The organism is Arthrobacter sp. NicSoilC5 (assembly GCF_019977395.1).
Classification (GTDB): domain Bacteria; phylum Actinomycetota; class Actinomycetes; order Actinomycetales; family Micrococcaceae; genus Arthrobacter.
The window spans coordinates 1,692,063-1,718,223 of the sequence record NZ_AP024660.1; the positions used below are offsets into that span (position 1 = coordinate 1,692,063).

Sequence of the window (26,161 nt, forward strand, 5' to 3'; positions counted from 1 at the left end):
ATTGGTGAAATTGCAGATTCAGGAACTAATACTAATCCCCTGAGCCTGTTCGTGCAGGGGCCGGAATCCGGCCGGATTATTCCGGCCGGCCCGGCCACCTGCACCGGCCACGCTGTCCGCTGGCAGACAGCGCCACCGAGGTGTTCGCTTCGAAAGTCCGGAAGGACTACTCGCCGCGGGACTTCTGGATGATCTCGTCGGCAACTGCCTTCGGGACCTCGGCGTAGCTGTTGAACGTCATGGAGTACACAGCACGGCCCTGGGTCTTCGAGCGCAGGTCACCGATGTAGCCGAACATGCCGGACAGCGGAACGTGCGCACGGATGACCTTGACGCCCTGTGCATCTTCCATGGACTGCATCTGGCCACGGCGGGAGTTGAGGTCACCGATAACTTCACCCATGTATTCCTCAGGGGTGCGGACCTCGACATCCATCAGCGGTTCGAGCAGAACCGGGTTCGCCTTGCGTGCAGCTTCCTTGAAAGCCATACGGCCGGCGATCTTGAACGCCATTTCCGAGGAGTCAACATCGTGGTACGCGCCGTCGATCAGCGTGGCCTTGATGCCGACAACCGGGTAGCCGGCCAGGACGCCGTCGTTCAGTGCATCCTGGATGCCCGCGTCAACAGACGGGATGTACTCGCGGGGAACGCGGCCACCAGTGACCTTGTTCTCGAACTCGTACAGCTCGCCCTCGGCGGTGTCCAGCGGCTCGATGGCAATCTGGATCTTTGCGAACTGACCCGAACCACCGGTCTGCTTCTTGTGCGTGTAGTCGTGGCGTTCGACGGCGCGCTTGATGGTTTCGCGGTAAGCAACCTGGGGCTTGCCCACGTTGGCCTCGACCTTGAACTCGCGGCGCATGCGGTCCACCAGGATGTCCAGGTGGAGCTCGCCCATGCCGGCGATGATGGTCTGGCCGGTGTCTTCGTTGAGGGACACCTGGAAGGTGGGGTCCTCAGCGGAGAGCTTCTGGATGGCCGTGGACAGCTTCTCCTGGTCACCCTTGGTGTTCGGCTCGATGGCAACCGAGATCACGGGCTCCGGGAAGCTCATGGACTCGAGCACAATCTGGTTGCTGGCATCGCACAGGGTGTCACCGGTGGTGGTGTCCTTCAGGCCGATGGCTGCGTAGATGTGGCCGGCGGTAGCGCCCTCAACGGGCATTTCCTTGTTGGCGTGCATCTGGAACAGCTTGCCGATGCGCTCCTTCTTGCCCTTGGTGGAGTTGACCACCTGGGCGCCTGCTTCCACGTGACCGGAGTACACGCGGATGAAGGTGAGCTGGCCGAAGAAGGGGTGGGCCGCAATCTTGAACGCCAGGGCCGAGAACGGCTCGTCAGCGGAAGGCTTGCGGGTCAGTTCCTTCTCTTCGTCGCGGGGGTCGTGGCCGACCATCGGGGGGACGTCGAGCGGGTTCGGCAGGTAGTCCACAACCGCGTCGAGCATGGGCTGAACGCCGCGGTTCTTGAACGCGGAGCCGCAGAAGATCGGGTAGAGCTCGGAGTTGATCGTCATCTTGCGGATGCCGGCCTTGAGCTCGTCGATCGAGATCTCTTCACCCTCGAGGTACTTCTCCATGAGTTCCTCGGAGGACTCGGCGACGGTCTCAACGAGGTTCGCGCGGTACTCCTCAGCCTTTTCCTGGAGGTCAGCGGGGATCTCGCGGATCTCGTACTTGGCACCCATGGTCACGTCGCCCTTGGCGTCGCCGGGCCACACCAGTGCACGCATGTAGAGCAGGTCCACGACGCCGATGAAGTCGTTCTCGGCACCGATGGGCAGCTGCATGACCAGCGGCTTGGCACCGAGGCGGCTGATGATGGTGTCTACGGTGAAGTAGAAGTCAGCACCGAGCTTGTCCATCTTGTTGACGAAGCAGATACGCGGAACGTTGTACTTGTCCGCCTGGCGCCAAACAGTCTCGGACTGCGGCTCAACGCCTTCCTTGCCATCGAAGACGGCAACTGCACCGTCGAGGACGCGCAGGGAGCGCTCCACCTCAACCGTGAAGTCCACGTGGCCGGGGGTGTCGATGATGTTGATCTGGTTGTTTTCCCAGAAGCAGGTCACGGCGGCAGACGTGATGGTGATGCCGCGTTCCTTTTCCTGTTCCATCCAGTCGGTGGTCGAAGCGCCGTCGTGCGTTTCGCCGATCTTGTGGTTCACACCCGTGTAGAACAGGATGCGCTCGGTGGTGGTGGTCTTGCCGGCATCGATGTGGGCCATGATGCCGATGTTGCGGACCTTACTAAGGTCGGTAAGCACGTCCTGTGCCACGGGGTCTCCTTTTGGGATGGACTACACGTTCGCCGCCGGCTCGGTTGAGCCGGCGGCGCCCGGGGAGTATTACCAGCGGTAGTGTGCGAAGGCCTTGTTGGACTCGGCCATCTTGTGGGTGTCTTCGCGACGCTTCACAGCGGCACCGAGACCGTTCGACGCGTCCAGGATTTCGTTCTGGAGGCGCTCGGTCATCGTCTTCTCGCGGCGGGCCTTGGAGTAGCCAACCAGCCACCGCAGGGCGAGTGCGGTGGAGCGGCCCGGCTTGACCTCAACCGGAACCTGGTAGGTGGCGCCACCGACACGGCGGGAGCGGACCTCAAGGGAAGGCTTGACGTTGTCCATGGCCTTCTTCAGGGCTGCAACGGGGTCGCCGCCGGACTTGGCGCGTGCGCCTTCGAGTGCACCGTAGACGATGCGCTCTGCCGTGGACTTCTTGCCGTCAACGAGTACCTTGTTGATGAGCTGGGTTACCAGCGGGGAACCGTATACCGGATCCGAAACGAGCGGCCGCTTGGGGGCCGGACCCTTGCGAGGCATATTACTTCTTCTCCATCTTTGCGCCGTAGCGGCTGCGGGCCTGCTTACGGTTCTTCACACCCTGGGTATCGAGGGCGCCACGGACGATCTTGTAGCGGACACCCGGGAGGTCCTTAACACGACCACCGCGAACGAGCACAATGGAGTGCTCCTGCAGGTTGTGGCCAACACCGGGGATGTAGGCGGTAACTTCCACGCCGCCGTTGAGGCGCACACGTGCCACCTTACGCAGAGCCGAGTTCGGCTTCTTCGGGGTGGTGGTGTAGACGCGGGTGCAAACACCGCGGCGCATGGGGCTGCCCTTAAGCGCGGGAGCCTTGGTCTTTGAGACCTTAGGCGTGCGGCCCTTACGGACCAGCTGGTTAATCGTAGGCACTCTCGTGTTCTCCGTTTTATCCGGAGTGGCTGTTTCCGGCCACTCTCCTGTTGCGTTGCCCCGCCGCCCGGGCCCTGAAGGGAATCTCCATGGCGGCGAAGGCGAAGCCTTAATAGTCGGATCGCACACCGGCACGAAACGTACATTCCTGTAGTTCCCTAGGCATGCAAAAATGTGGCATACGTTGCACAAGAACCCTGCAAACCGGAAACGTCGCTCTGGTCCAGCTTCTCAGCTGGTATCGGCGCACTCATCCACTGCCACAATAACAATTGGTAACAAGTCTAGCATGGACGGGCTCCATGCCTTAATCGACGGGTTAAACGGGGATGGTCCCCCACCTTTCGGTGCGGGACCATCCCTCTTGCATCCTAAGGGCGGGGCGGAGGGTCCCTACGTGGCGCGGAACGCAACACGAAAGGGACCGCCCTGCCCGTCAGCGGAAGTCGTTGCCCAGGTCGTAGTCATCCAGCGGGATGGCGTGGAACTCGGGAGCTCCGTCACCGCCCAAGGTGTCGTACGAGAAGTCACTGAATGCGCTGGGGCCGGTGAACAGGTTGGCCTTTGCTTCCTCAGTGGGCTCCACGGTGACCTCGGTGTAGCGCGGGAGGCCCGTGCCGGCCGGGATCAGCTTACCGATGATGACGTTTTCCTTCAGGCCGAGCAGCGGATCGCTCTTGCCTTCCATGGCCGCCTGCGTCAGGACGCGGGTGGTCTCCTGGAAGGACGCTGCGGACAGCCAGGACTCGGTGGCCAGCGACGCCTTGGTAATGCCCATGAGTTCAGGACGTCCGGAAGCCGGAGTCTTGCCCTCGGACACAACGCGGCGGTTGGCGTCCTCGAAGCGGCTGCGCTCGGCGAGCTCGCCGGGCAGCAGGTCCGATTCGCCGGACTCGATGACCGTGACGCGGCGCAGCATCTGGCGGACGATAACCTCGACGTGCTTGTCGTGGATACCGATGCCCTGGCTGCGGTAAACGCCCTGCACTTCGTCCACGAGGAACTTCTGTGCCGCACGCGGGCCCATGATGCGCAGGACCTGCTTGGGGTCGACCGGGCCGTTGATCAGCTTCTGGCCCACGGAGACGTGGTCGCCGTCTTCGATCAGCAGGCGTGAACGGCGGAGGACCGGGTAGGCGATCTCTTCCGTTCCGTCATCCGGGGTGATGACCAGGCGCATCTGGCGCTCGGACTCTTCGATGGTGATGCGGCCGGCTGCTTCAGCAATCGGGGCGACACCCTTCGGAGTCCGGGCTTCGAAGAGCTCCTGGATACGGGGCAGACCCTGGGTGATGTCGTCGCCACCACCGGCGGAAACAGCACCACCGGTGTGGAACGTACGCATGGTCAGCTGGGTACCGGGCTCACCGATGGACTGTGCGGCGATGATGCCCACGGCCTCGCCGATGTCCACGGTCTTGCCGGTGGCCAGCGAGCGGCCGTAGCACAGGGCGCAGGTGCCGACGCTGGACTCACAGGTGAGTACGGAGCGGACCTTGACCTCGGTGATGCCTGCCTTGAAGAGCTCATCGATCACGACGTCGCCGCAGTCGGTGCCGGCGGCTGCGAGGACGTTGCCCTCGGAGTCCACGACGTCGACGGCCAGCGTACGTGCGTAGGCGCTGTTCTCGACGTTCTCGTCCAGGACCAGCTCACCGTTGGAATCGGCGACGGCGATGGGCGTGACCAGGCCACGCTCGGTGCCGCAGTCCTCTTCACGGACGATGACGTCCTGCGAGACGTCCACCAGACGACGGGTCAGGTAACCCGAGTTGGCGGTACGCAGTGCGGTATCTGCCAGGCCCTTACGGGCACCGTGCGTGGCGATGAAGTATTCCAGCACCGACAGGCCCTCGCGGTAGGAGGACTTGATGGGGCGCGGGATGATCTCACCCTTCGGGTTGGCCACCAGGCCACGGATACCCGCGATCTGGCGGACCTGCATCCAGTTACCACGTGCACCGGAGGACACCATGCGGTTGATGGTGTTCATCGGGGACAGGCTCTCACGCATCACGGAGGCGATGTCGTTGGTTGCCTTGTTCCAGATCTCGATCAGTTCCTGGCGGCGCTCGTCGTCGTCGATCAGGCCCTTGTCGTACTGGCCCTGGATCTTGGCGGCGCGTTCTTCGTACCCGGCAAGGATTTCCGGCTTGGCAGCAGGAACCTCGATGTCGGAGATGGCGACGGTGACGCCTGAACGGGTGGCCCAGTAGAAACCGGCATCCTTCAGGTTGTCCAGCGTTGCCGCGGTGACGACCTTGGGGTAGCGCTCGGCGAGGTCGTTGACGATCCGGGACAGTTCGCCCTTGTCGGCAACGGCTTCAACCCACGGGTAGTCCTCGGGCAGGGTCTGGTTGAAGACAACCTGGCCCAGGGAGGTCTGGACGAGTGCCGGCTGACCGGGCTCCCAGCCTTCCGGGGCTTCCCAGCCGGCGTAGGGGACGAATCCTTCGAGCCGGATCTTGACCTGCGAGTTCAGGTGCAGCTCGCGTGCATCGAAGGCCATGATGGCTTCCGATACGGAGGAGAAGATCCTGCCTTCGCCGGCGGAACCCTTGCGCTTGGTGGTCAGGTGGTAGAGGCCGATGATCATATCCTGCGAAGGCAGGGTGACCGGGCGTCCGTCAGAGGGCTTCAGGATGTTGTTCGAGGACAGCATCAGGATGCGGGCCTCAGCCTGCGCCTCGGGGCTCAGCGGCAGGTGGACTGCCATCTGGTCGCCGTCGAAGTCGGCGTTGAACGCGCCACAAACCAGCGGGTGCAGCTGGATTGCCTTGCCTTCAACAAGCTGCGGCTCGAACGCCTGGATGCCCAGGCGGTGCAGGGTAGGTGCACGGTTGAGCAGCACCGGGTGTTCGGTGATGATCTCTTCGAGCACGTCCCAGACCTGCGGGCGGTAGCGCTCCACCATCCTCTTTGCCGACTTGATGTTCTGGGCGTGGTTGAGGTCAACCAGGCGCTTCATCACGAACGGCTTGAAGAGCTCCAGGGCCATCTGCTTGGGCAGGCCGCACTGGTGCAGCTTCAGCTGCGGGCCGACGACGATGACCGAACGGCCCGAGTAGTCAACGCGCTTGCCGAGGAGGTTCTGGCGGAAACGGCCCTGCTTGCCCTTGAGCATGTCGCTCAGGGACTTCAGCGGACGGTTGCCGGGTCCGGTGACCGGACGGCCGCGGCGGCCGTTGTCGAAGAGGCTGTCAACAGCTTCCTGAAGCATGCGCTTCTCGTTGTTGACGATGATCTCCGGAGCACCCAGGTCAAGCAGGCGCTTGAGGCGGTTGTTGCGGTTGATCACACGGCGGTACAGGTCATTGAGGTCGGAGGTCGCGAAGCGGCCACCGTCCAGCTGGACCATGGGGCGCAGTTCCGGCGGGATCACCGGGACGGCGTCGAGGACCATGCCGAGCGGGCTGTTGTTGGTGGTCAGGAATGCGTTGACCACCTTGAGCCGCTTGAGGGCGCGGGTCTTGCGCTGGCCCTTGCCGTTGGCGATGACGTCGCGCAGCAGGTCGGACTCGGCCTGCATGTCGAAGTTCTCGAGGCGCTTCTTGATGGCCTCGGCACCCATGGAGCCCTCGAAGTACATGCCGTAGCGGTCGCGCAGTTCGCGGTACAGGCCTTCGTCACCTTCGAGGTCGGCGACCTTCAGGTTCTTGAAGCGGTCCCAGACCTGCTCGAGGCGCTCGATGTCGGCGTCGGCACGCTTGCGCACGTTGGCCATCTGGCGGTCGGCGGAGTCGCGGGCCTTCTTCTTGTCGGCAGCCTTGGCGCCTTCGCCCTCGAGGCGTGCGATTTCGCCTTCAAGGTCGCGGGCAATCGCGGCGATGTCGGCGTCGCGGTTGTCGATCAGCTGCTTCTTCTCGATGTCGTGCTCAACCTGCAGGTTGGGCAGTTCCTCGTGGCGGGCAGCTTCGTCGACGCTGGTGATCATGTAGGCAGCGAAGTAGATGACCTTTTCGAGGTCCTTCGGGGCCAGGTCAAGGAGGTAGCCCAGGCGGGACGGAACACCCTTGAAGTACCAGATGTGCGTAACGGGGGCGGCCAGTTCAATGTGGCCCATGCGCTCACGGCGGACCTTGGCGCGGGTGACTTCAACGCCACAGCGCTCACAGATGATGCCCTTGAAGCGCACGCGCTTGTACTTGCCGCAGTAGCATTCCCAGTCCCGGGACGGGCCGAAGATCTTCTCGCAGAAGAGGCCGTCCTTCTCGGGCTTGAGCGTGCGGTAGTTGATGGTTTCCGGCTTCTTAACCTCGCCGTACGACCAGCCGCGGATGTCTTCCGCGGTGGCGAGGCCGATCTGCATGAGGCCGAAGGAGGATTCGCTGGACATATGGTCCCTGTTCTCTCTTGTTCTCTAAATTCTGAAGTCTTGGTGCGGGATGAGGGAGGTGGGGTTCGACGGCGGGTGCGCACCCGCCGTCGAACGCCCGCCTGCTAAACCTCTTCTACGGAGCTGGGCTCTGCGCGAGACAGATCGATGCCCAGTTCTTCCGCAGCCGTGAAGACTGCGTCATCAGAGTCACGCATTTCAATTGTGGTTCCGTCCGTGGAAAGAACTTCCACGTTCAGGCACAGCGACTGCATTTCCTTGATCAAGACCTTGAAGGATTCGGGAACGCCCGGCTCGGGGATGTTCTCGCCCTTGACGATCGCTTCGTAGACCTTCACACGACCGTGGATGTCATCGGACTTGATCGTGAGGAGTTCCTGGAGGGTGTAGGCGGCGCCGTAAGCTTCGAGCGCCCACACTTCCATTTCACCGAAGCGCTGGCCACCGAACTGTGCCTTACCACCCAGCGGCTGCTGCGTGATCATGGAGTACGGGCCGGTGGAGCGTGCGTGGATCTTGTCGTCCACCAGGTGGTGGAGCTTCAGGATGTACATGTAGCCGACCGAGATCGGATCCGGGAACGGCTCGCCGGAGCGGCCGTCAAACAGGCGGGTCTTGCCCGAGGAGTTGATCAGGCGGTCACCGTCGCGGGTCACGTTGGTGGAATCCAGCAGGCCCGTGATTTCCTCTTCGCGGGCGCCGTCGAACACCGGCGTGGCAACAGTGGTGGGACCACTCTCGCGCGGCAGGTTCGGCAGCTGCTTGACCCACTCGGGCTCGCCTTCGATCTTCCAACCGGTCTTGGCAACCCAACCGAGGTGCGTTTCGAGCACCTGGCCCACGTTCATACGGCCCGGAACACCCAGCGGGTTCAGGACGATGTCAACGGGGGTGCCGTCGGCAAGGAAGGGCATGTCCTCGATCGGAAGGATCTTGGAGATAACACCCTTGTTGCCGTGGCGGCCGGCGAGCTTGTCGCCGTCGGTGATCTTCCGCTTGGCGGCCACGTAGACGCGGACCAGCTGGTTCACGCCCGGGGGCAGCTCGTCGTCGTTGTCGCGGTCGAAGACGCGCACGCCGATGACGGTTCCGGACTCGCCGTGGGGCACCTTCAGGGAGGTGTCGCGGACTTCGCGGGACTTCTCACCGAAGATGGCGCGCAGCAGGCGCTCTTCCGGGGTCAGTTCAGTTTCACCCTTCGGAGTGACCTTTCCGACCAGGATGTCCCCTGCTTCAACCTCGGCACCGATGTGGATGATGCCGCGCTCGTCCAGGCCGGCCAGGACTTCCTCGGACACGTTGGGGATGTCACGGGTGATTTCCTCGGCACCAAGCTTGGTGTCGCGGGCATCGATCTCGTGCTCCTCGATGTGGATGGAGGAAAGGACGTCCTCGGCAACGATGCGCTGCGAGAGGATGATGGCGTCCTCGAAGTTGTGGCCTTCCCATGACATGAATGCCACGAGCAGGTTCTTGCCCAGTGCGAGCTCACCCTGGTCCGTAGCCGGGCCGTCGGCGATGATGCCGCCAACTTCCAGGCGCTGGCCTTCGTTCACCAGGACGCGGTGGTTGTAGCAGTTGCCCTGGTTGGAACGGGCGAACTTGTTGATGCGGTAGTTGGTCTCGGTGCCGTCGTCGTTGAGCATGATGACGAGCTCGGCGGAAACCTCGGTGACCACACCGGCCTTCTTGGCGATGACAACGTCACCGGCGTCGACGGCGGCGGCGCGCTCCATGCCGGTGCCCACCACGGGAGCCTCGGAACGGACCAGCGGCACAGCCTGGCGCTGCATGTTGGCACCCATGAGTGCACGGTTGGCGTCGTCGTGCTCCAGGAACGGGATCAGGGCCGTAGCCACGGACACCATCTGGCGCGGGGAAACGTCCATGAACTCGACGTCAGCGGCGGGAACCAGCACGGGCTCGCCTCCACCACCGCGGGCACGGACCAGGACGGTCTCTTCAGCGAACTTCTTGTTCTCGTCCAGCGGCGCGTTGGCCTGGGCGATCAGAACCTCAGCCTCGTCGTCGGCCGTCAGGTACTGGACGTCGTCGGAGACGACGCCGTCCTTGACGAGGCGGTACGGGGTCTCGATGAAACCGAACGGGTTGATGCGGCCGTAGGAAGCCAGCGAACCGATCAGACCAATGTTCGGGCCTTCAGGGGTTTCGATGGGGCACATACGTCCGTAGTGGGACGGGTGCACGTCACGGACTTCCATGCCGGCGCGGTCACGGGACAGACCACCGGGGCCAAGGGCCGACAGGCGGCGCTTGTGGGTCAGGCCCGAGAGCGGGTTGTTCTGGTCCATGAACTGCGACAGCTGGGAGGTTCCGAAGAACTCCTTGATGGCCGCAACCACGGGGCGGATGTTGATCAGGGTCTGCGGCGTGATGGCCTCGACGTCCTGGGTGGTCATACGCTCGCGGACAACGCGCTCCATGCGGGACAGGCCGGTGCGGACCTGGTTCTCGATGAGCTCGCCGACGGCGCGGATGCGGCGGTTGCCGAAGTGGTCGATGTCGTCGATCTCGACGCGCAGGTCCACTTCCTGGCCATCGCGGGTGCCCTTGATGGTCTTCTCGCCGGCGTGCAGCGCGACGAGGAACTTGATCATGGCGACGATGTCTTCAACGTGCAGGACAGAGGCTTCCTTGTCGCCAAGGGAGCGGTCGATGCCAAGCTTGCGGTTGATCTTGTAGCGGCCAACCTTGGCCAGATCGTAGCGCTTGGAGTTGAAGTACAGGTTGTCCAGCAGGGACTGGGCAGCCTCGACGGTGGGCGGCTCGCCCGGGCGCAGCTTGCGGTAGATGTCCAGCAGGGCGTCTTCGCGGGTTTCGGTGGCGTCCTTCTCCAGGGTTGCCCGCATGGAGTCGTACTGGCCGAACTCTTCGAGGATCTGGCCTTCGGTCCAACCCAGGGCCTTCAGCAGCACCGTGACGGACTGCTTGCGCTTGCGGTCGAGGCGGACACCGACCTGGTCGCGCTTGTCGATCTCGAGCTCGAACCATGCACCGCGGGACGGGATGATCTTGGCGGTGAAGATGTCCTTGTCGCTGGTCTTGTCGGCGGCGCGCTCGAAGTAGGCGCCCGGCGAACGGACCAGCTGGGAGACGACGACACGCTCGGTGCCGTTGACGACGAAGGTGCCCTTCTCGGTCATCAGGGGGAAGTCACCCATGAACACGGTCTGCTGCTTGATTTCGCCCGTGTTGTTGTTCATGAACTCGGCCTTGACGTACAGCGGAGCCGAGTACGTTGCGTCCCGGTCCTTGCACTCAGCCATGGTGTACTTGGGGTCAGCGAACTCCGGATCGGAGAAGCTCAGGGACATGGTGCCCTGGAAGTCCTCGATCGGGGAGATCTCTTCGAAGATGTCCGACAGGCCGGACGTGGTGGCGACGCTGAGATCGTTTTCTTCGACAGCCTTTGCCACGCGTGCCTGCCAGCGCTCATTGCCGACCAGCCAGTCAAAGCTGTCCGTCTGCAGGGCAAGCAGATTCGGAACGTCAAGGGGTTCGTGAATCTTTGCGAATGAGAGCCGGCGAGTGGCACCATCAGTGCTGTCGGCAGTGTTAGCGGTTTCGTTATTAGAGGTGCTCGAGGCGACCAAGAGGGATCCTTCCACAGACCTTCAGGCGTTTTCAGATCTCCCCCGCTGTGCACCCTGCGAAGTGACTCCGCAGCGCTACCATCCGGTTCCGCTATATGACCCGGGGCCTGAACTGACTATGCTGTGACCGTTGTTACGGCACGTTGATTGCCAGCTGCCAGGCAAAGCCCACCGCTATATGAAGGCTGAAGGTAAACAGGGAAGACGCAAATATCTACGATACGGCAAAACAACCTACGTGTCTACCCCACATCCCGCCGGATTGCAAGCACCCAGTTTCCGGCGGCCTGCACCAGGAGTGCCGGACCGCCTAGAGGCGCAGCGTCACGCCCTCGGCCGTGCAGGTGCCGGCGTTCGCGAAAACGGCATCCCTTACGGCGTCCTTGGATTCCTGGGACGGCTTGCCCCCGGTTTCCGCCACCGACGAGTGGTCGATGGCGAGCAGGCTCAGCGAGGTGAACAGGCCCCTCAAGTCCCCGGAAACTGTGTCCTTGGCGTCCTGGGCCCGGGAGTACACGTCCTCGTAGCCCTGTGAATCGGTGGGGGAAACGGCGCCATAGTCCGCCACCAGCTTGTTGAAGAGTTCGCAGGCCGCCTTGGTTCCCCCTGACCGGGCCGCACCTGTACTTCCAGGCCCGGTGGAGGCGGCAGGGCTGGTGCTTGCCGCGCCGTTGTCCGAGGGTGCCGGCGTGGCCTGGGTTGTTTCCGCCGGCGCCGGCGTGGACATTGAGCACCCCGCCAGCGCACTGCCCGTCAGTACGGCCATGGCGGCGATGGCAGCCGCAGTAAATGTCTTGTTCACGATGTCGCTCCGTCCGTCCCGGCTCCGGACCTGGTGTCCCCCTGCAAAGCGCGTCCCCCTGCAAAGCCTCGCCGTCCACCCTACGCAAGCGGCCGCCGTCGTGCACAACACAATGGATGGGTACCTCTCCCCTGCCGTCCCGTGCTGCAAAGCCCGGCGGCAGGATGCCGCGCAGGAATGCACATGGCGCTCCCGGCGTTTGAATAGTTGGGTGACCAGGCTCACGATAGCCTTGGTGGCTTAGACCGAAACCGGACTGAAAGTGGTAACCATGGACAACACTCCCCACAGCAATGACGTTGTCATCCTCGGGGCCGCACGGACCCCGCAGGGCCGGATCAACGGCCAACTGTCCAGCCTCACGGCAGTGGATCTCGGTGCGCACGCCATCAAGGCCGCACTGGCCTCCAGTGGCGTCGATGCCGCGGATGTGGAGGCTGTCATCATGGGCCAGGTCCTGCAGGCAGGCGCCGGGCAGAACCCTGCGCGGCAAAGCGCCATCGGCGCCGGCATCGGGTGGAATGTGCCTGCCGTGACCGTCAACAAGGTGTGCCTTTCCGGGCTGACCGCGGTGATTGACGCCGCCCGGATGATCCGCGCGGGCGAGGCTGCCGTGGTGGTGGCCGGCGGCCAGGAGTCGATGAGCCGGGCACCGCACCTGCTTCCGGGATCGCGGCAGGGGTGGACCTACGGCTCCATCCAGGCGCTGGACGCTGCCGCCCACGACGGGCTGACCGACGCCTTTGACGGGGAGTCGATGGGCCTGTCCACCGAGACGCGGAACCTCTCGCTGGGTATCGACCGCACCTCCCAGGACAACGTCGCCGCCCAATCGCACCAGCGCGCGGCGCTTGCGGCGAAAAACGGAACGTTCGACGGCGAGATCGCACCTATCAGCGTCAAGCAGCGCAAGGGCGAGCCCCTGGTGGTGGACACCGATGAAGGGGTCCGCCCCAATACCTCGATCGAATCACTGGCCGGCCTGCGCGCTGCATTCGTCACTGACGGCACCATCACCGCAGGCAACTCCTCTCCCCTGTCCGACGGCGCCGCCGCCCTGGTGATCGCATCCCGCGGCTACGCAGAGGAGCACGGGCTCGAATACCTGGCGGTGGTCGGGAAGCCGGGACAGGTGGCCGGGCCTGACAACTCCCTGCATTCCCAGCCGTCCAACGCCATCATGAACGCCCTGGGGAAAGCAGGGTGGAGCACCGCCGACCTTGACTTCATCGAGATCAACGAAGCCTTCGGCTCGGTGGCCGTGCAGTCCCTCAAGGACCTGGACTACCCGCTGGAGAAGTGCAACCTCCACGGCGGCGCCATTGCCCTGGGTCATCCGATCGGCGCCTCGGGTGCCCGGCTGGCCGCCCACGCCGCCCATGAGCTGAAGCGGCGCGGGACCGGCAAGGCTGCAGTGTCCCTCTGCGGCGGGGGCGGGCAGGGCGAGGCCCTCCTGCTGTACCGCGACTGATGGCGGGCTCATCCGGAAACGGAGCGGACGGCGTCGGGCGGGAACGGTTCCTGGCCGACGCCGCTGCCCGCGGCCTGGCAGTTGACGTGGTGGAACGGCCCGCAGCGAAGAGCCTCGAAGAGGCTGCGGACATCATGGGAATCACACCGGCGGACATCGTCAAATCCCTGGTGGTCAAGCACAAGGACGGGACGTTCCTCTTCGCGCTCATCCCGGGCGACCGGCAGATTTCGTGGCCCAAGCTCCGTGCCCTGGTGGGCGTGAACAAGCTGTCGCTGCCGCCCGCAGGAACTGCACTGGAGGCAACCGGCTACGAGCGGGGCACCATCACCCCGCTGGGCAGCACCACCGCCTGGCCCGTCTATGCCGACGCCACGATCACCGGGCGGCGCATCTCCATGGGCGCCGGGGCACACGGCTACAGCGCCTTCGTGGATGCCGATGAGTTGACCGCAGCCCTGGGCGCCGTCGTGGCGGACATCAGCGAACCGTCCTGAAACGGAAGGCCTTTGTTAAGGCAGGAAACCCCGCCCACCGAGGTGGACGGGGTTTCCGAAGGAAAAGGCGTTGTTACTTGAGGGTAACGGTGGCGCCTGCAGCCTCGAGCTGCTCCTTGGCCTTCTCGGCAGCTTCCTTGTTGGCGCCTTCGAGAACAGCCTTGGGGGCGCTGTCAACCAGGTCCTTGGCTTCCTTGAGGCCGAGGGAGGTGATGGCGCGAACTTCCTTGATGACTGCGATCTTCTTGTCACCGGCAGATTCGAGGATGACGTCGAAGTCGGTCTTCTCTTCAACCTCTTCAGCAGCTCCGCCACCGGCGGGGCCGGCAACTGCAACAGCAGCGGCGGTAACTTCGAAGGTCTCTTCGAAGAGCTTGACGAACTCGGAGAGCTCGATGATGGTCAGTTCCTTGAAAGCTTCAATGAGCTCTTCGTTGCTGAGCTTCGCCATGGTAGGCGTCCTTCCTGTTGTGGTGTCCCGCCGGCGTTAGGCCGGGATGACACCGGAGTCTGGTGGGGTAAAGAGAATTAGTTCTCTTCGGCAGCAGGAGCTTCAGCGGGAGCTTCAGCTTCAGCGGCAGGGGCTTCTTCAGCGGCAGGCGCTTCGGCAGCTGCCGGTGCACCGTTCTCTTCTTCAAGCTTGAGGCGCAGTGCGTCGATGATGCGTGCAGCTGCGGCGGCAGGTGCCTTGAGGACGCCTGCAACCTTGGCGAGCTGCAGCTCGCGGGACTCGAGGGCAGCCAGTGCGGCGACCTCGGTGGCGTCCAGCGCCTTGCCCTCGAAGTAACCGGTCTTGATGACCAGCTGCTTGTTGGCCTTGGCAAAATCCGTCAGGCTCTTGGCAGCGGCAACTGCGTCACCCTTGATGAACGCGATTGCAGTGGGGCCGGCAAGCTGGCCGTCGAATGCTTCGACGCCGGCTTCCTTGGCTGCAATGGCGGTCAGGGTGTTCTTGACGACCGCGAACTTGGTGTCCTGGCCGAGAGAAACACGCAGCTGCTTGAGCTGTGCAACGGTGAGCCCGCGGTATTCGGTCAGGACAGCGGCGTTCGATTCCTTGAAATCGTTAGTGATCTCAGCTACTGCTGAAACCTTGGTAGGCGTTGCCATAACCCTCCTTCCGGGGATAGTGCCGGTATTCGACGGTCCCCGCTCAAGAGAGCTAAAACTAAAAACGCCCCGCGCAGATGCACGGGGCTTGGCTCAACACGTTTATCCCGTGGAGCTTTGCTTCGTTCACCTGCGCCGGCCGCCCTGCGTTGAGGGTCCTTCGTCCGGAAAGCCACTGTGGTCCCCAGCGCACAACTGCAGAGTTGAGCCATGTTCAGGAGAGTGGATTTCCAACAACCGACGGTCTTTGGTACTCCCAGCTTACGCGAGGCATTGCCGGTCCGCCAAATCGGCGCTCAGCTGGTGCTGGTGCGCAGCGTGGGGAGCTCCTTCTGCCAGATACCCGTCACGCCGGCCGTCTGGAATCCCAGCTGCTTGTTGACCGTCAGCAGGTACCGGTTCTCCGGCGCATTCCAGGTGTAAATGATGCGTGCGTCCGGGAACTGCTCGCTGAGCCGCTCCATGTTGGCCACCTTGATCAGCAGCCCGAGCTTGTTGCCCCGGTGTTCCTGCAGGACCAGGGTGTCGTCCTGGAACACCACGTCAGCCCGGTGCGCCAGGACCGTGATGGTGGTCAGGCCCACCAGCGCCCCGGTGGCGATGTGCTCGACGGCGGTGACCACCGTTCTCCTGCCCTGCGCGATGGCGACGTCCTCCGCCTCACGCAGGATGCCGCCGTCGAACACCATGTCCTGTTCAATCGGCGCATCCAAGGACGGGTCAACGTCGGCGCCGGCCTGGTTTTCGAGCGCGGCCACGGCCTCCAGCCAGCGGTCCGGGCAACGGTCCGTCCAGTGGTGCAGCCGGTACCTGCCGTTGTTGGCTTCCTCGGCTTCAGCCTGTAGGTCGGCCACGAGCTTGGTGTCCAGGGGCAGGAGACAGGAGCTGAACTGCTCGATGTGCTGCAGCGTGTATCCGGTCTTCTGCGCGAACTCCACTTCGCGGCTCTCCAGGGGCACGAACCCCTGTCCGGAGCCGGGCACCAGCTGGGCCCGTTCAAACTCGTGCAGTGACGCGCCCGGATGGTTGGTATCCACCAGGATCATGGTGCGTCCTTCACCCCTGGCCAGCTGTTCGGCAGCCTCAAGCAGGCGGCGCCCCACCCCCTGCCGCTGGAACTCGGGCAGGATGTCCAGGGTGAGCTCGGCCAGGTCCAGGTGGTCGGTCAGGGGCAGCGCGATATCAACCGTGCCTACAATGGCGCCGTCCACCTTGGCAACGAGGATCAGCTGGCGCTCGTACGGGTCCGCGAACTCAAGCAACTTTTCCTGCGGACCGTACGCAAGATCGTCGCTGCCCCACGTCTGCATCCGGACCTTGCGGCCCACCTCCACGGCGGCGAGGAAGTCCGCCGCGTCCGGGGTGTCCAATGAGTCGGGTATGTACAGCTGCTCGATCTTCACGTCTATTGCCATGCGGGCATCATCCCAGCCGTTTCTGCCACTCACCTTCATAGCCGGCGGGCCTGAATCCAAGGGCGGTATTTATCGCCAGCATATGCTGGTTTTCGCTGGCATTCCATGTCAGGACCGAGCGCGCCCGGGGCCATTTTTCCTGTGCACGCCGCAGGTTGGCCGCCTTGATCAGCATCCCCAGGCGGTGGCCGCGGTGCCCCGCCGCCACAAGGGTGTCCTGCTGGAGCAACGACTCCGGGACCTGCGGGCGCCAGGCCAGGACGGAGTAGGCAACCAGTTCACCGGTGGGGCGGTACACCGCCGCGGCCACAGAGGTCTGCACACCGCTGCGGACCAGGGCCTGTTCATCGTCCCGCACGCGGCGTACGTCCCAGTCCTCCCGCTCCCAGTCCATTCCGGCTGTGGGGGCGTCCGTGCTCATCCGCGCCCGCAACCCGGCATAGCCGGCAACAAGCGTGTCCGGGCAGTGGCCGTCCCAGGCCGTCAGGATGTAATCGCCGCTGCGGGCCAGGGCGTCAGCCTCCAGGCGTGCCAACCGGGCATCCGGTACGGGCAGCATGAGCCGGCTGGAACGCTCCACCTGCTCAAGCGCATACCCGGCGTACAGGGCAAAAGCGGTTGCAGGGTCATCCCCCGGCAGTTGGCCGGCCCCGGACCTCGCGGCGATCCTGGGCGAATCACGCCGTACAGCGTCCAGCGGCACCTCGTGGAAGGAGTCCAAGGATGACCTGCCGCGTGCCCGTGCCACGCTTTCGGCGTGCTCCAGCAGCGCGCGTCCCAGTCCCCTGCGGCGCCGGGCAGGAATGACCAGGACGTCGATGCCTGCAGTGGCCAGGTTCTCGCGCAGGGGCAGCGTCACCGAGCACATTCCCACCGGTTCCCCGCCGGCCCGGGCCAGGAACAGGTGCCGTTCCTCGTACTCGTTGCCGCGCCAGAACTCCAGCGCTTCGGCTGGGGTAAGGCAGCGCTCCAGGCTCCCCCAGACAGCCAGCGCCTCTGCCTCCTTCATGGCCTGGCAGGCCAGGAGGTCCGCGGACGGCGCAGTGCCCGGGCGGTCCTGGCCGCGCGGAGGAATGACGACGGCGGCAATCGCCAGGGCATTGGACGGCGGCGATGACGCGGGCTGGGTTCGCTTGTGCTGGTCCATGACGCCAGCTTAGGCACTGCCCGCCGGTATGGACGCAAAAAAGAAGACCGCCCCGGCACGTGAGCGCCGGAACGGTCTTCAGTTGCTCCGGAATCACTCCGGGAGCAGGAACTTCAGTGAGGGACTATGCCTCGGTGAGCACCTTGGTGACGTTGGGGTCCACGGAGATGCCGGGGCCGAACGTGGTGGCAACGGTGGCCTTCTGGATGTAGCGGCCCTTCGCAGCGGACGGCTTGAGGCGAAGAACCTCTTCCAGTGCTGCTGCGTAGTTCTCGGCCAGCTTGATGGCGTCGAAGGAAACCTTGCCGATGATGAAGTGCAGGTTGGAGTGCTTGTCGACGCGGAAGTCGATCTTTCCACCCTTGATGTCGTTGACGGCCTTGGTGACGTCGGGGGTCACGGTGCCCGTCTTCGGGTTCGGCATCAGGTTACGCGGGCCCAGGACCTTACCGAGGCGGCCAACCTTGCCCATGAGGTCAGGGGTGGCAACGGCGGCGTCGAAGTCGGTCCAGCCGCCGGCGATCTTTTCGATCAGGTCGTCGGAACCAACGAAGTCGGCGCCGGCTGCGATTGCGGCCTCAGCCTTGTCACCCGTTGCGAAAACCAGGACGCGGGCGGTCTTACCGGTGCCGTGGGGCAGGTTGACGGTGCCGCGGACCATCTGGTCAGCCTTGCGGGGGTCGACGCCGAGGCGGAAAGCGACCTCAACGGTGGCGTCGAACTTGGACGGGTTGGTGTCCTTGGCCAGCGTTACTGCCTCGAACGGTGCGTAGTGCTTCTCCGCGTCGATCTTGGCGGCTGCTGCCTCATATGCTTTGCTGCGCTTTGCCATGCTGCTTATTTCTCCTTGTGCAGTTGTGGTCTGCGGACCGCGCTGGGCCCTGCCACAGTCGGCGATCCGGTTCGTTATCCGGCCCGGATGGCCAACATTTCAATTTTTTTGGTGCCGGTGTCCCGGCGGTGCCGCCCGTCGTCGTCAATTACCACGACGCTGGACAGCGGTCAGGGCTGTTAGCCCTCGACGGTGATGCCCATGGAGCGGGCGGTGCCGGCGATGATCTTCGCTGCGCCTTCGAGGCTGGTGGCGTTGAGGTCTTCCATCTTGGTGGAGGCGATCTCGTTGACCTGGGCCTGGGTCAGCTTGGCAACCTTGACGGTGTGCGGGGTGGATGAACCCTTGGCGACGCCTGCAGCCTTCTTGATGAGCTCTGCAGCCGGCGGGGTCTTGGTGATGAACGTGAAGGAACGGTCCTCGTAGACTGTGATTTCCACGGGGATGACGTTTCCGCGCTGGGCTTCCGTCGCAGCGTTGTACGCCTTGCAGAATTCCATGATGTTGACACCGTGCTGGCCAAGCGCAGGACCGATCGGCGGGGCCGGGTTGGCGGCACCTGCCTGGATCTGCAGCTTGATGAGGCCGGTGACCTTCTTCTTGGGAGCCAATGTAGGGTCCTTCTCTCAATAACGTCCTGGGGCACAGGAGCGTGCCTCAGGTTTTTGGCCGCCATGGCAAGGCGGCCGGCCGTTCCGGCGCCACTAAGCGGGCGGCACCGGGACGAATTCTAGGATTCTCAGATCTTGGTGACCTGGTTGAACGCCAGGGTAACCGGCGTTTCGCGCTCGAAGATGGAGACCAGCACCACGAGGGTCTGGGACTCGGGCTTGATCTCCGAGATCGTGGCGGGGAGGGTCTCGAACGGACCTTCCTTGACGATGACGGACTCGCCGACCTCGAAGTCGACGGCCACGGGAACCTGGTTCTGCTTGTTGACCGGCTTGCCCTTCTCGGCCTGCTCTTCCTCGAACACGGGAGCGAGCATGGAGAAGACCTCGTCCAGGCGCAGCGGGACCGGGTTGTGGGCGTTGCCCACGAAGCCGGTGACGCCGGGGGTGTGGCGGACGGCGCCCCAGGAGGCATCCGTCAGGTCCATGCGGACCAGGACGTAGCCGGGGATGCGGACGCGGTTGATCACCTTGCGCTGGGCGTTCTTGATCTCCACGACTTCTTCCATGGGCACCTGGATTTCGAAGATGTAATCTTCCATGTCCAGGGTCTGGATGCGTGTTTCAAGGTTCGCCTTCACGCGGTTCTCGTAACCGGCGTAGGAGTGGATGACGTACCAGTCACCCTCCTGGCGGCGCAGCTTGGCCTTGAACTCCTCGGCCGGGTCAGCGGCTGCGGTGGCTGCAGCGGCGGCAAGGGCGTCTGCGGGCTCGTCTTCACCCTCGGCGTCGGAAGCGTCGGCTTCGTCGGCGTCAACAACTGCTGCGTCGGAGGCTGCGTCGTCGGATTCGGGCGTGGAGGACTCAACCTCGGACTCTTCACCGGCTTCTGCCGTGACGTCCGGGGATTCTTCCAGCCCAGTCTCGGTTACCTCGAGCTCCTGCTCAGACACTTGGTCTCCTGCTTCCTCATTGCCTAACATGCCTATTTAAATGGCTCAATTCCGCACGCCGGCGCTTCCTTCCGGTTACCCGGGCGAATCACGCGGCCTGCGGACCGTGCAGCCTTAGCTGTCCTTGGAGCCGGTGCCGCCGAAGATCCAGCTGACAGCGGTTCCAAAACCAATGTCCAGCAGGCTGACGATGACCATCATGATGGTCACGAACACCAGCACCACGAGCGTGTAGTTGATCAGTTCCTTGCGGGTGGGGGCAACAACCTTCTTCAGTTCGCCGATGATCTGGCGGACAAAGAGTGCAATGCGGGCGAAGAAGTTTGCCTTGGCTTCCTTCTTAGCTGGGCGGCCCTTGGAGCTGCTGGCAGCTGTTTCGGTCACCTGGTCCTCGCTCATCTTTGCAATGGTGGATTACCCGGCCCTGATCAGAACCATGGTTGCTGCGCCTGCTCCGGGCTTTCGCCCGGAGCAGCTTGCGCAGGGCAGACAGGACTCGAACCTGCAACCTGCGGTTTTGGAGACCGCTGCGCTACCAATTGCGCCACTACCCTATGGAGTGAATTCCACTTCTTTGATGGCCCAACACCAGTTTGGACTGGGGCGCACGCCATCATCTGTGTTTCAACACCGGTGAACCAGTCTACGCAAGAACTTCGCGTAGGTAAAACCAGCCCGTTCCGGCCCATCCGCAGTCCGGCCTGAAACGTGCTGCGCGGGGCAGTCATAAATCAAAACCGGCACCCCGGAGGGTCCGGTGAACAGCATAGAGTAGAACTCGTCGAATCCCACATTCCAGCCTCCGGGCTGCAAGCGAAGAACGGACCTGCCAATGTCTTCCGCCCGCGTTTCCCAACGCATTTCCGCTATTGCCGAATCCGCAACCCTGGCCGTTGACGCCAAGGCCAAGGCGCTGAAGGCAGCTGGCCGGCCGGTTATTGGTTTCGGTGCGGGCGAACCCGATTTCCCCACCCCGGACTACATCGTCCAGGCGGCCATCGAGGCTGCCGGCCAGCCCAGGTTCCACCGCTACTCCCCTGCCGGCGGCCTGCCCGAGCTGAAGAAGGCAATTGCGGAGAAGACGCTGCGCGACTCCGGCTACACCGTGGATCCCTCACAGGTGCTGGTCACCAACGGCGGCAAGCAGGCCGTCTACAACACCTTCGCCACCCTGGTGGATCCGGGCGACGAGGTCATTGTGCCTGCCCCGTTCTGGACCACCTACCCGGAGGCCATCCGGCTGGCAGGCGGCGTGCCCGTGGAGGTCTTCGCCGGGCCAGAACAGGACTACCTGGTGACTGTTGAACAGCTCGAAGCGGCCGTGACGGACCGGACCAAGATCCTGCTGTTCGTCTCGCCGTCGAACCCCACGGGTGCTGTGTACTCCCCCGAGCAGGTGGCGGAGATCGGCAAGTGGGCCGCGGCCAAGGGCCTGTGGGTGGTCACGGACGAAATCTATGAGCACCTGACCTACGACGGCGTCCCGTTCACGTCCATCGCCACCGCTGCCCCGGAACTGGGCGACAAGGTGGTCATCCTCAACGGCGTTGCCAAGACGTACGCCATGACCGGCTGGCGGGTGGGCTGGATGATCGGCCCGGCAGACGTCATCAAGGCGGCCACCAACCTCCAGTCGCACGCCACGTCCAACGTGTCCAACATCATGCAGATCGCCGCCCTCGCCGCCGTGTCCGGCCCGCTGACCGCCGTCGATGAGATGAAGGTGGCGTTCGACCGCCGCCGCAAGGCCATCGTCGCGGGGCTGAATGCGATTGACGGCGTGGAATGCCCGACGCCGAAGGGCGCCTTTTACGTATACGCCGACGTCCGTGCGCTGCTGGGGAAGGAATTCCCCACCGCGTCCGGCACCGCCACGCCGCAGACCTCCGCGGAGCTGGCCTCGCTGATCCTCGACGAGGTTGAGGTGGCAGTGGTTCCGGGCGAGGCGTTCGGCCCCTCCGGCTTCCTGCGCCTCTCCTACGCCCTGGGTGACGACGACCTCGCCACAGGCGTCCAGCGCCTGCAGGACTTCCTGGGCAAGGCCCAGTAACGCCCCATCACCTTTCGCCGGAAAAACCAGAACGCCCCATCACCAAGTGATGGGGCGTTCTGGTTTAAGGCCCGAAAGGTGATGGGGCGTTGGAGATATAGGGGCGGGAGGTGATGGGGCGTTTAGAGGAGGCGGCGCTCCGCGGCCCACTTGGTGAGTTCGTGGCGGCTGGAGAGCTGGAGCTTCCGCAGCACCGCCGAGACATGGGTCTCCACGGTCTTGATGCTGATGAAGAGTTCCTTGGCCACTTCCTTGTAGCTGTAGCCCCGGGCGATAAGCCGCATGACCTCAAGCTCACGGGCGGAGAGCTTGTCCAGTTCATCATCGGCGATGTCCGCGGGGGCGGTGCCGAAGGCGTCCAGGACAAAACCGGCCAGGCGGGGCGAGAAGACTGCGTCGCCGCCGGCCACCCGGAACACGGCATCGGTAATTTCGGCGCCGGAGATGGTCTTGGTGACATAGCCGCGGGCGCCGGCACGGATGACGGCGACCACGTCCTCCGCGGCGTCGGACACACTCAGGGCCAGGAACCGGGTGCTGGACAGGAGCGCGGCGGAGCCGGCGATGACTTCCCGGCCGCCGCCGCCCAGTCCGCCGGGGAGGTGGACATCCAGGAGGACGACGTCGGGCCGCTGCTGGGCAATCACGGCGATGGCCTGCTCCACGGTGGCAGCCTCCCCCACCACCTGGATGCTGGGGTCGAGGTCCGCTTTCAGGCCGGACCGGAAAATGGCGTGGTCGTCCACGATGACCACCCGGGCCGAGTTGGCCGGCCGGGCACTTCCGGCACCTGTTCCCTGGGTTGTGTTCATGATTTTCCTTCCGCGTGTTCTGCTGCGGCAGGCAGCCGGAGGCGGACCTCGGTGCCGTCGCCGGTGCTGAGGATGGCAGCCGAGCCGCCGTGCCGTTTCATCCGGCCGATGATTGATTCCCGGATACCGAGCCGGTCCGCGGGCACGTCCCCCAGCTCAAAGCCCGGTCCCCTGTCCTTGATGAAGATCTCGGCCTGCCCGTCAGACGCTTCAAGGTAGACCGAGACCGTCCCGCCACCGTGCCGTGAGGCGTTGAGCATGGCCTCCCGGCTGGCCTGGACCAGGGCCTCGTGCGCCTCGGTCATGACGGCGTCACCAACGGTGACCACTTCCACGGCATTGCCGAGCAGGTCCTCGACCTCGCCGGCAACAGCCTTGATCCGGTCCGAGAGCTGGCCGCTTTCGCGGCCTGGATCCTGGAACAGCCAGCCCCGCAACTCGCGTTCCTGGGCACGGGCCAGGCGGACGACGTCGTGCTCGTTGCCCGCCCGCCGCTGGATCAAGGCGAGGGTCTGCAGCACCGAATCATGGAGGTGGGCGGCAATCTCGGCACGTTCCGTTTCCCGGATCCGGCCCGCGCGCTCCGCTTCCAGGTCACGCCAGAACTTCAGGGCCCAGGGCAGCAGGACCAGCACCACGCCGCCCAGGACGGCCACCGAAGCGAGCAAGGCGAGCCAGGTCTGTTCCCAGGAACCCGAGCCGGACACCATCACCAGAACCCCGGCCACCACCAGCGCCAGACCGGCGGCGAGCCGGCCCCAGCCGCCGGCCTGGTCCGCCTTGGTCTTGTCCACCAGGCCTGCACGCCGGGTCTCGTCCAGCTGCATCCACGCGATCGAGGCACCGCCCAGGACCGCGGCAGCCGGGATCAGCGTTCCCAGGGACACGTCCACACCCAGCAGCTGGGCGATCATGATGCCGGCGACGAGCAGCAGTCCGCAGCCCAGCAGGATTTCCTTGCCGTACCGCATTCCGCGCGCCCGGAACCACGGGGGAACCGGAGCCCCGCCCTGGTCCTCCGGGACGGGACCTGGGGCACCCGCCGGGGATCCGGCGTCGGCAGCGGCCCCCTGGGCGGGCTGGCTCACCGCCGGGGCAATGGGCGACGCCGGGCGGCGGGCGTTGCGGCGGGCGGCCTCGTCCGCAGTGGGCACCATGATCCAGAGCCAGGCATAGAAGACCAGCCCCGCCCCTCCAGCGAAGGACGCCAGGACCATGCCCAGGCGGACGTTCTTCACCGGCCAGCCCAGGTGCGCGGCAAGGCCGGAGCACACCCCCGCGATCACACGGTCGCTGCTCCGTGCCAAGGGCGGCCGCGCCGGAAGGGTTGTCATGGGTCAATCCAAACACGGATCAGGGTTGCCCGGACCGCATTCGGCCGCTTCCCGGGGACAGCTCAGGGACGGTTCAGGGTTTCCCCCAGTAGAGCGCCAACCGGCCTGGACGGGAGGATCGAGGTATGAACCCGCACACCCCCTCCCCCGACGACGAACACCCTGCCGAACCCCTCCCCGACGGGCAGCCCGGCACGAACAGCGAGCGGCCCACCGAGCCCCTGCCGTCCTCCGTCTCCACGCCTCCGGAGCCCGCCCCGGTCCCGCCTGCGGACGACTCCCAGCGCTACGCGTTCCAGGGCACCCCCGCCCCGGCGCCGTCCACCGACTTCTTCGGCTGGATCCGCAGCAACGGCATCTACCGGGGCAACGACCGCTGGGTCGGCGGCGTCTGCAGCGGCATCGCCCACCGGCTGGGCGTTGATCCGATCATCATCCGCGGCGTTTTCATTGTCCTGACCCTCCTGGCCGGCATTGGGGTACTGCTGTACGGCCTGGCCTGGGCCTTCCTTCCGGAACCGGACGGCAGGATCCACGTCCAGGAAGCAGGGGCCGGCCGCTGGTCCAGCGGCATGACAGGTTCCCTGATCGCCACGGTCCTGGGCCTCACCGGCCTGGGGGGAGGCTTCTGGGGCTGGAGCCATAATGGCCTGAGCGGCCTCCTCTGGACCCTCTTCTGGGTGGGTGGCGCAATCTACCTGATCTACTACCTCTCCCAACGCAACAAGGCCCACCCCACCATGGCCGGGCACGGCACGGCGGCCCCGGGCGGGACCTACCCGATGGGCAGCACCGCCCACACCTCAACGTTCACCGCCGGCACGGCTCCCGGGCCTGCCCCGGCCGCAGCACCCACCTACGGCAGCGGCACCACCGGTTCAGCGCCCACCGGCTCCTACGGCAGCAGCGGCTACAGCCCCGCCGGGAGCGTCCCGGCCGCTGGCGGCGTTGGCGGCGCCGGAGTTGGGGCCGGCGGCGTTGGAACCGGCGGCGTTGGCAGCGCAGGCACCTCCCCGGGCGGCCCCGGCAGCGGCATACCCGGTGAAGCCGGATACCCCACCCCGTGGGTCCCGCCGCGGCCGCCAAAGCCCCGCCCATCCGGTCCCGGCGCCCCCGCAGTCGCCATCGCCACGGGATCTGCCCTGCTGGTGGGCGGCGGACTCAAGGCCCTGGACGCCGCGAACATCATCAACCTGGGCGGCTCCGGCAACGCCGTCGTGTGGGCCAGCGCGGCGGCCGTCCTCGGCCTGGGCATCCTGGTGGCGGGCTTCCGCGGCCGGACGTCCGGCATCCTGAGCCTCTTCGCGGTGATCGCGCTGGTCACCGGCGGCATCTACAACACCCTGGACGACGGCCGGATGCGGTTCCAGCAAGTTGACTGGAACCCGGCCAGCATCGAGGAAGCGCGCGGCGGCATCGACATCACCGCCGGCCGGGGAACCGTGGACCTCACGGGACTCTCCCCAACCGCCCCCCTGACGTCCGACGTCGTGGTTCCCCTGGACATCACCGCCAGCAACGTGACCGTGGTGATCCCGCAGAACCTGCCCGTTGACATCAAGGCGGACATGACCATGGGCAACCTGAACGAAGGAAGCGGCCAGCGCGGCGGCACCACCACCCGCGAAAGCAGCTACAACACGGACCGGCCAGGCAACCACCTGGTGGTGCAGATCGACGGCACCTTCAGCAACGTCACGATCCAGGAAGGCAACTGACATGGACAACAGCAACATTCCGACGACGGCGGGCCAGGAGACTGCCGGACCGGCACCGGCCAGGGTGGGAACGGTGGTGTGGGGGCTGATCGTCCTGGCACTGGCCGCGCTGATCATCGTGGCCCAGCTTGGCATCGTGACGCTCAACGGCACCTACGTCCTGATCGGCCTCATGATCGGCGCGGGCGTGGCCCTGGTGGTGGGTGGCCTGCTCTCAGCCCGGAAACGTGACAACGAACCAACTACAGGGAAGTCTTGAACC

21 protein-coding genes and 1 tRNA gene are annotated in these 26,161 nt (G+C 64.8%); 5 read left to right on the forward strand and 17 right to left on the reverse strand.

The features are described from left to right. Positions 1-166: 166 nt before the first annotated feature. The 6 genes from fusA to LDO22_RS07930 form a co-directional block, all read right to left on the reverse strand. Positions 167-2,281 carry an elongation factor G gene (gene fusA / locus LDO22_RS07905; RefSeq protein WP_159631359.1) on the reverse strand — a complete coding sequence of 705 codons (2,115 nt, stop codon included), beginning with the start codon at positions 2,279-2,281 and terminating at the stop codon, positions 167-169. Positions 2,282-2,350: 69 nt separating this feature from the next. Then, positions 2,351-2,821: a 30S ribosomal protein S7 gene (rpsG, locus tag LDO22_RS07910; protein WP_003803829.1), complete on the reverse strand. Its 471-nt coding sequence runs from the start codon at positions 2,819-2,821 to the stop codon at positions 2,351-2,353. 1 nt (position 2,822) lies between these two features. Next, positions 2,823-3,197 carry a 30S ribosomal protein S12 gene (rpsL, locus tag LDO22_RS07915; RefSeq protein WP_009358312.1) on the reverse strand — a complete coding sequence of 125 codons (375 nt, stop codon included), beginning with the start codon at positions 3,195-3,197 and terminating at the stop codon, positions 2,823-2,825. A 436-nt stretch (positions 3,198-3,633) separates the two neighbouring features. Further along, entirely contained in the window at positions 3,634-7,533 is a 3,900-nt protein-coding gene (locus LDO22_RS07920; protein ID WP_159631358.1) for a DNA-directed RNA polymerase subunit beta', read from the reverse strand. Positions 7,534-7,637: 104 nt separating this feature from the next. Next, positions 7,638-11,147, reverse strand: a complete 3,510-nt coding sequence (gene rpoB, locus LDO22_RS07925) for a DNA-directed RNA polymerase subunit beta (protein ID WP_159631357.1) — start codon at positions 11,145-11,147, stop codon at positions 7,638-7,640. 310 nt (positions 11,148-11,457) lie between these two features. Continuing rightward, complete coding sequence (locus LDO22_RS07930) at positions 11,458-11,949, reverse strand: hypothetical protein (protein WP_224026666.1); 492 nt, start codon at positions 11,947-11,949, stop codon at positions 11,458-11,460. A 271-nt stretch (positions 11,950-12,220) separates the two neighbouring features. Between LDO22_RS07930 and LDO22_RS07935 the strand changes: the two genes are divergently transcribed. Next, positions 12,221-13,420 carry an acetyl-CoA C-acetyltransferase gene (locus LDO22_RS07935; RefSeq protein WP_224026667.1) on the forward strand — a complete coding sequence of 400 codons (1,200 nt, stop codon included), beginning with the start codon at positions 12,221-12,223 and terminating at the stop codon, positions 13,418-13,420. Next, entirely contained in the window at positions 13,420-13,917 is a 498-nt protein-coding gene (locus LDO22_RS07940; RefSeq protein WP_224026668.1) for a YbaK/EbsC family protein, read from the forward strand. The genes LDO22_RS07935 and LDO22_RS07940 overlap by 1 nt, the downstream gene beginning before the upstream one ends. A gap of 73 nt (positions 13,918-13,990) precedes the next feature. Here the strand turns inward: LDO22_RS07940 and rplL are convergent, their stop codons facing one another. The 9 genes from rplL to LDO22_RS07985 all read right to left on the reverse strand — a co-directional run bounded on the left by rplL (position 13,991) and on the right by LDO22_RS07985 (position 20,539). Beyond that, a complete protein-coding gene (gene rplL, locus LDO22_RS07945; protein WP_018760467.1) occupies positions 13,991-14,368 on the reverse strand; it encodes a 50S ribosomal protein L7/L12 in 378 nt (125 codons plus the stop codon). 77 nt (positions 14,369-14,445) lie between these two features. Then, positions 14,446-15,027 carry a 50S ribosomal protein L10 gene (gene rplJ, locus LDO22_RS07950; RefSeq protein WP_141942696.1) on the reverse strand — a complete coding sequence of 194 codons (582 nt, stop codon included), beginning with the start codon at positions 15,025-15,027 and terminating at the stop codon, positions 14,446-14,448. Positions 15,028-15,323: 296 nt separating this feature from the next. Then, positions 15,324-16,442, reverse strand: a complete 1,119-nt coding sequence (locus tag LDO22_RS07955; RefSeq protein ID WP_159631354.1) for a GNAT family N-acetyltransferase — start codon at positions 16,440-16,442, stop codon at positions 15,324-15,326. Positions 16,443-16,449: 7 nt separating this feature from the next. Beyond that, positions 16,450-17,589, reverse strand: coding sequence for a GNAT family N-acetyltransferase (locus LDO22_RS07960; RefSeq protein ID WP_224026669.1), 1,140 nt, complete (start codon positions 17,587-17,589; stop codon positions 16,450-16,452). Positions 17,590-17,713: 124 nt separating this feature from the next. Continuing rightward, positions 17,714-18,421: a 50S ribosomal protein L1 gene (gene rplA, locus LDO22_RS07965; RefSeq protein WP_159631352.1), complete on the reverse strand. Its 708-nt coding sequence runs from the start codon at positions 18,419-18,421 to the stop codon at positions 17,714-17,716. A 179-nt stretch (positions 18,422-18,600) separates the two neighbouring features. Then, complete coding sequence (gene rplK, locus LDO22_RS07970; RefSeq protein ID WP_018760472.1) at positions 18,601-19,032, reverse strand: 50S ribosomal protein L11; 432 nt, start codon at positions 19,030-19,032, stop codon at positions 18,601-18,603. A gap of 128 nt (positions 19,033-19,160) precedes the next feature. Continuing rightward, complete coding sequence (gene nusG, locus LDO22_RS07975; RefSeq protein ID WP_224026670.1) at positions 19,161-19,985, reverse strand: transcription termination/antitermination protein NusG; 825 nt, start codon at positions 19,983-19,985, stop codon at positions 19,161-19,163. Positions 19,986-20,099: 114 nt separating this feature from the next. Further along, positions 20,100-20,384 (reverse strand): preprotein translocase subunit SecE, encoded by a 285-nt coding sequence (secE, locus tag LDO22_RS07980; protein ID WP_159631350.1) that lies wholly within the window; start codon positions 20,382-20,384, stop codon positions 20,100-20,102. 82 nt (positions 20,385-20,466) lie between these two features. After that, positions 20,467-20,539: transfer RNA gene (locus tag LDO22_RS07985), tRNA-Trp, on the reverse strand. A 278-nt stretch (positions 20,540-20,817) separates the two neighbouring features. On the opposite strand from LDO22_RS07985, the gene LDO22_RS07990 reads away from it, so the two are divergent. Beyond that, entirely contained in the window at positions 20,818-22,035 is a 1,218-nt protein-coding gene (locus LDO22_RS07990) for a pyridoxal phosphate-dependent aminotransferase (RefSeq protein WP_224026671.1), read from the forward strand. Positions 22,036-22,157: 122 nt separating this feature from the next. On the opposite strand, the gene LDO22_RS07995 is transcribed toward LDO22_RS07990, so the two are convergent. Next, complete coding sequence (locus LDO22_RS07995) at positions 22,158-22,847, reverse strand: response regulator transcription factor (RefSeq protein WP_224026672.1); 690 nt, start codon at positions 22,845-22,847, stop codon at positions 22,158-22,160. Then, positions 22,844-24,181, reverse strand: coding sequence for an ATP-binding protein (locus tag LDO22_RS08000; RefSeq protein ID WP_224026673.1), 1,338 nt, complete (start codon positions 24,179-24,181; stop codon positions 22,844-22,846). Before LDO22_RS08000 ends, LDO22_RS07995 begins: the two co-directional genes overlap by 4 nt. Positions 24,182-24,306: 125 nt before the next feature. Between LDO22_RS08000 and LDO22_RS08005 the strand changes: the two genes are divergently transcribed. Then, positions 24,307-25,899 carry a PspC domain-containing protein gene (locus tag LDO22_RS08005; protein WP_224026674.1) on the forward strand — a complete coding sequence of 531 codons (1,593 nt, stop codon included), beginning with the start codon at positions 24,307-24,309 and terminating at the stop codon, positions 25,897-25,899. A 1-nt stretch (position 25,900) separates the two neighbouring features. Next, positions 25,901-26,158, forward strand: coding sequence for a hypothetical protein (locus LDO22_RS08010; protein ID WP_224026675.1), 258 nt, complete (start codon positions 25,901-25,903; stop codon positions 26,156-26,158). Positions 26,159-26,161: the final 3 nt, after the last annotated feature.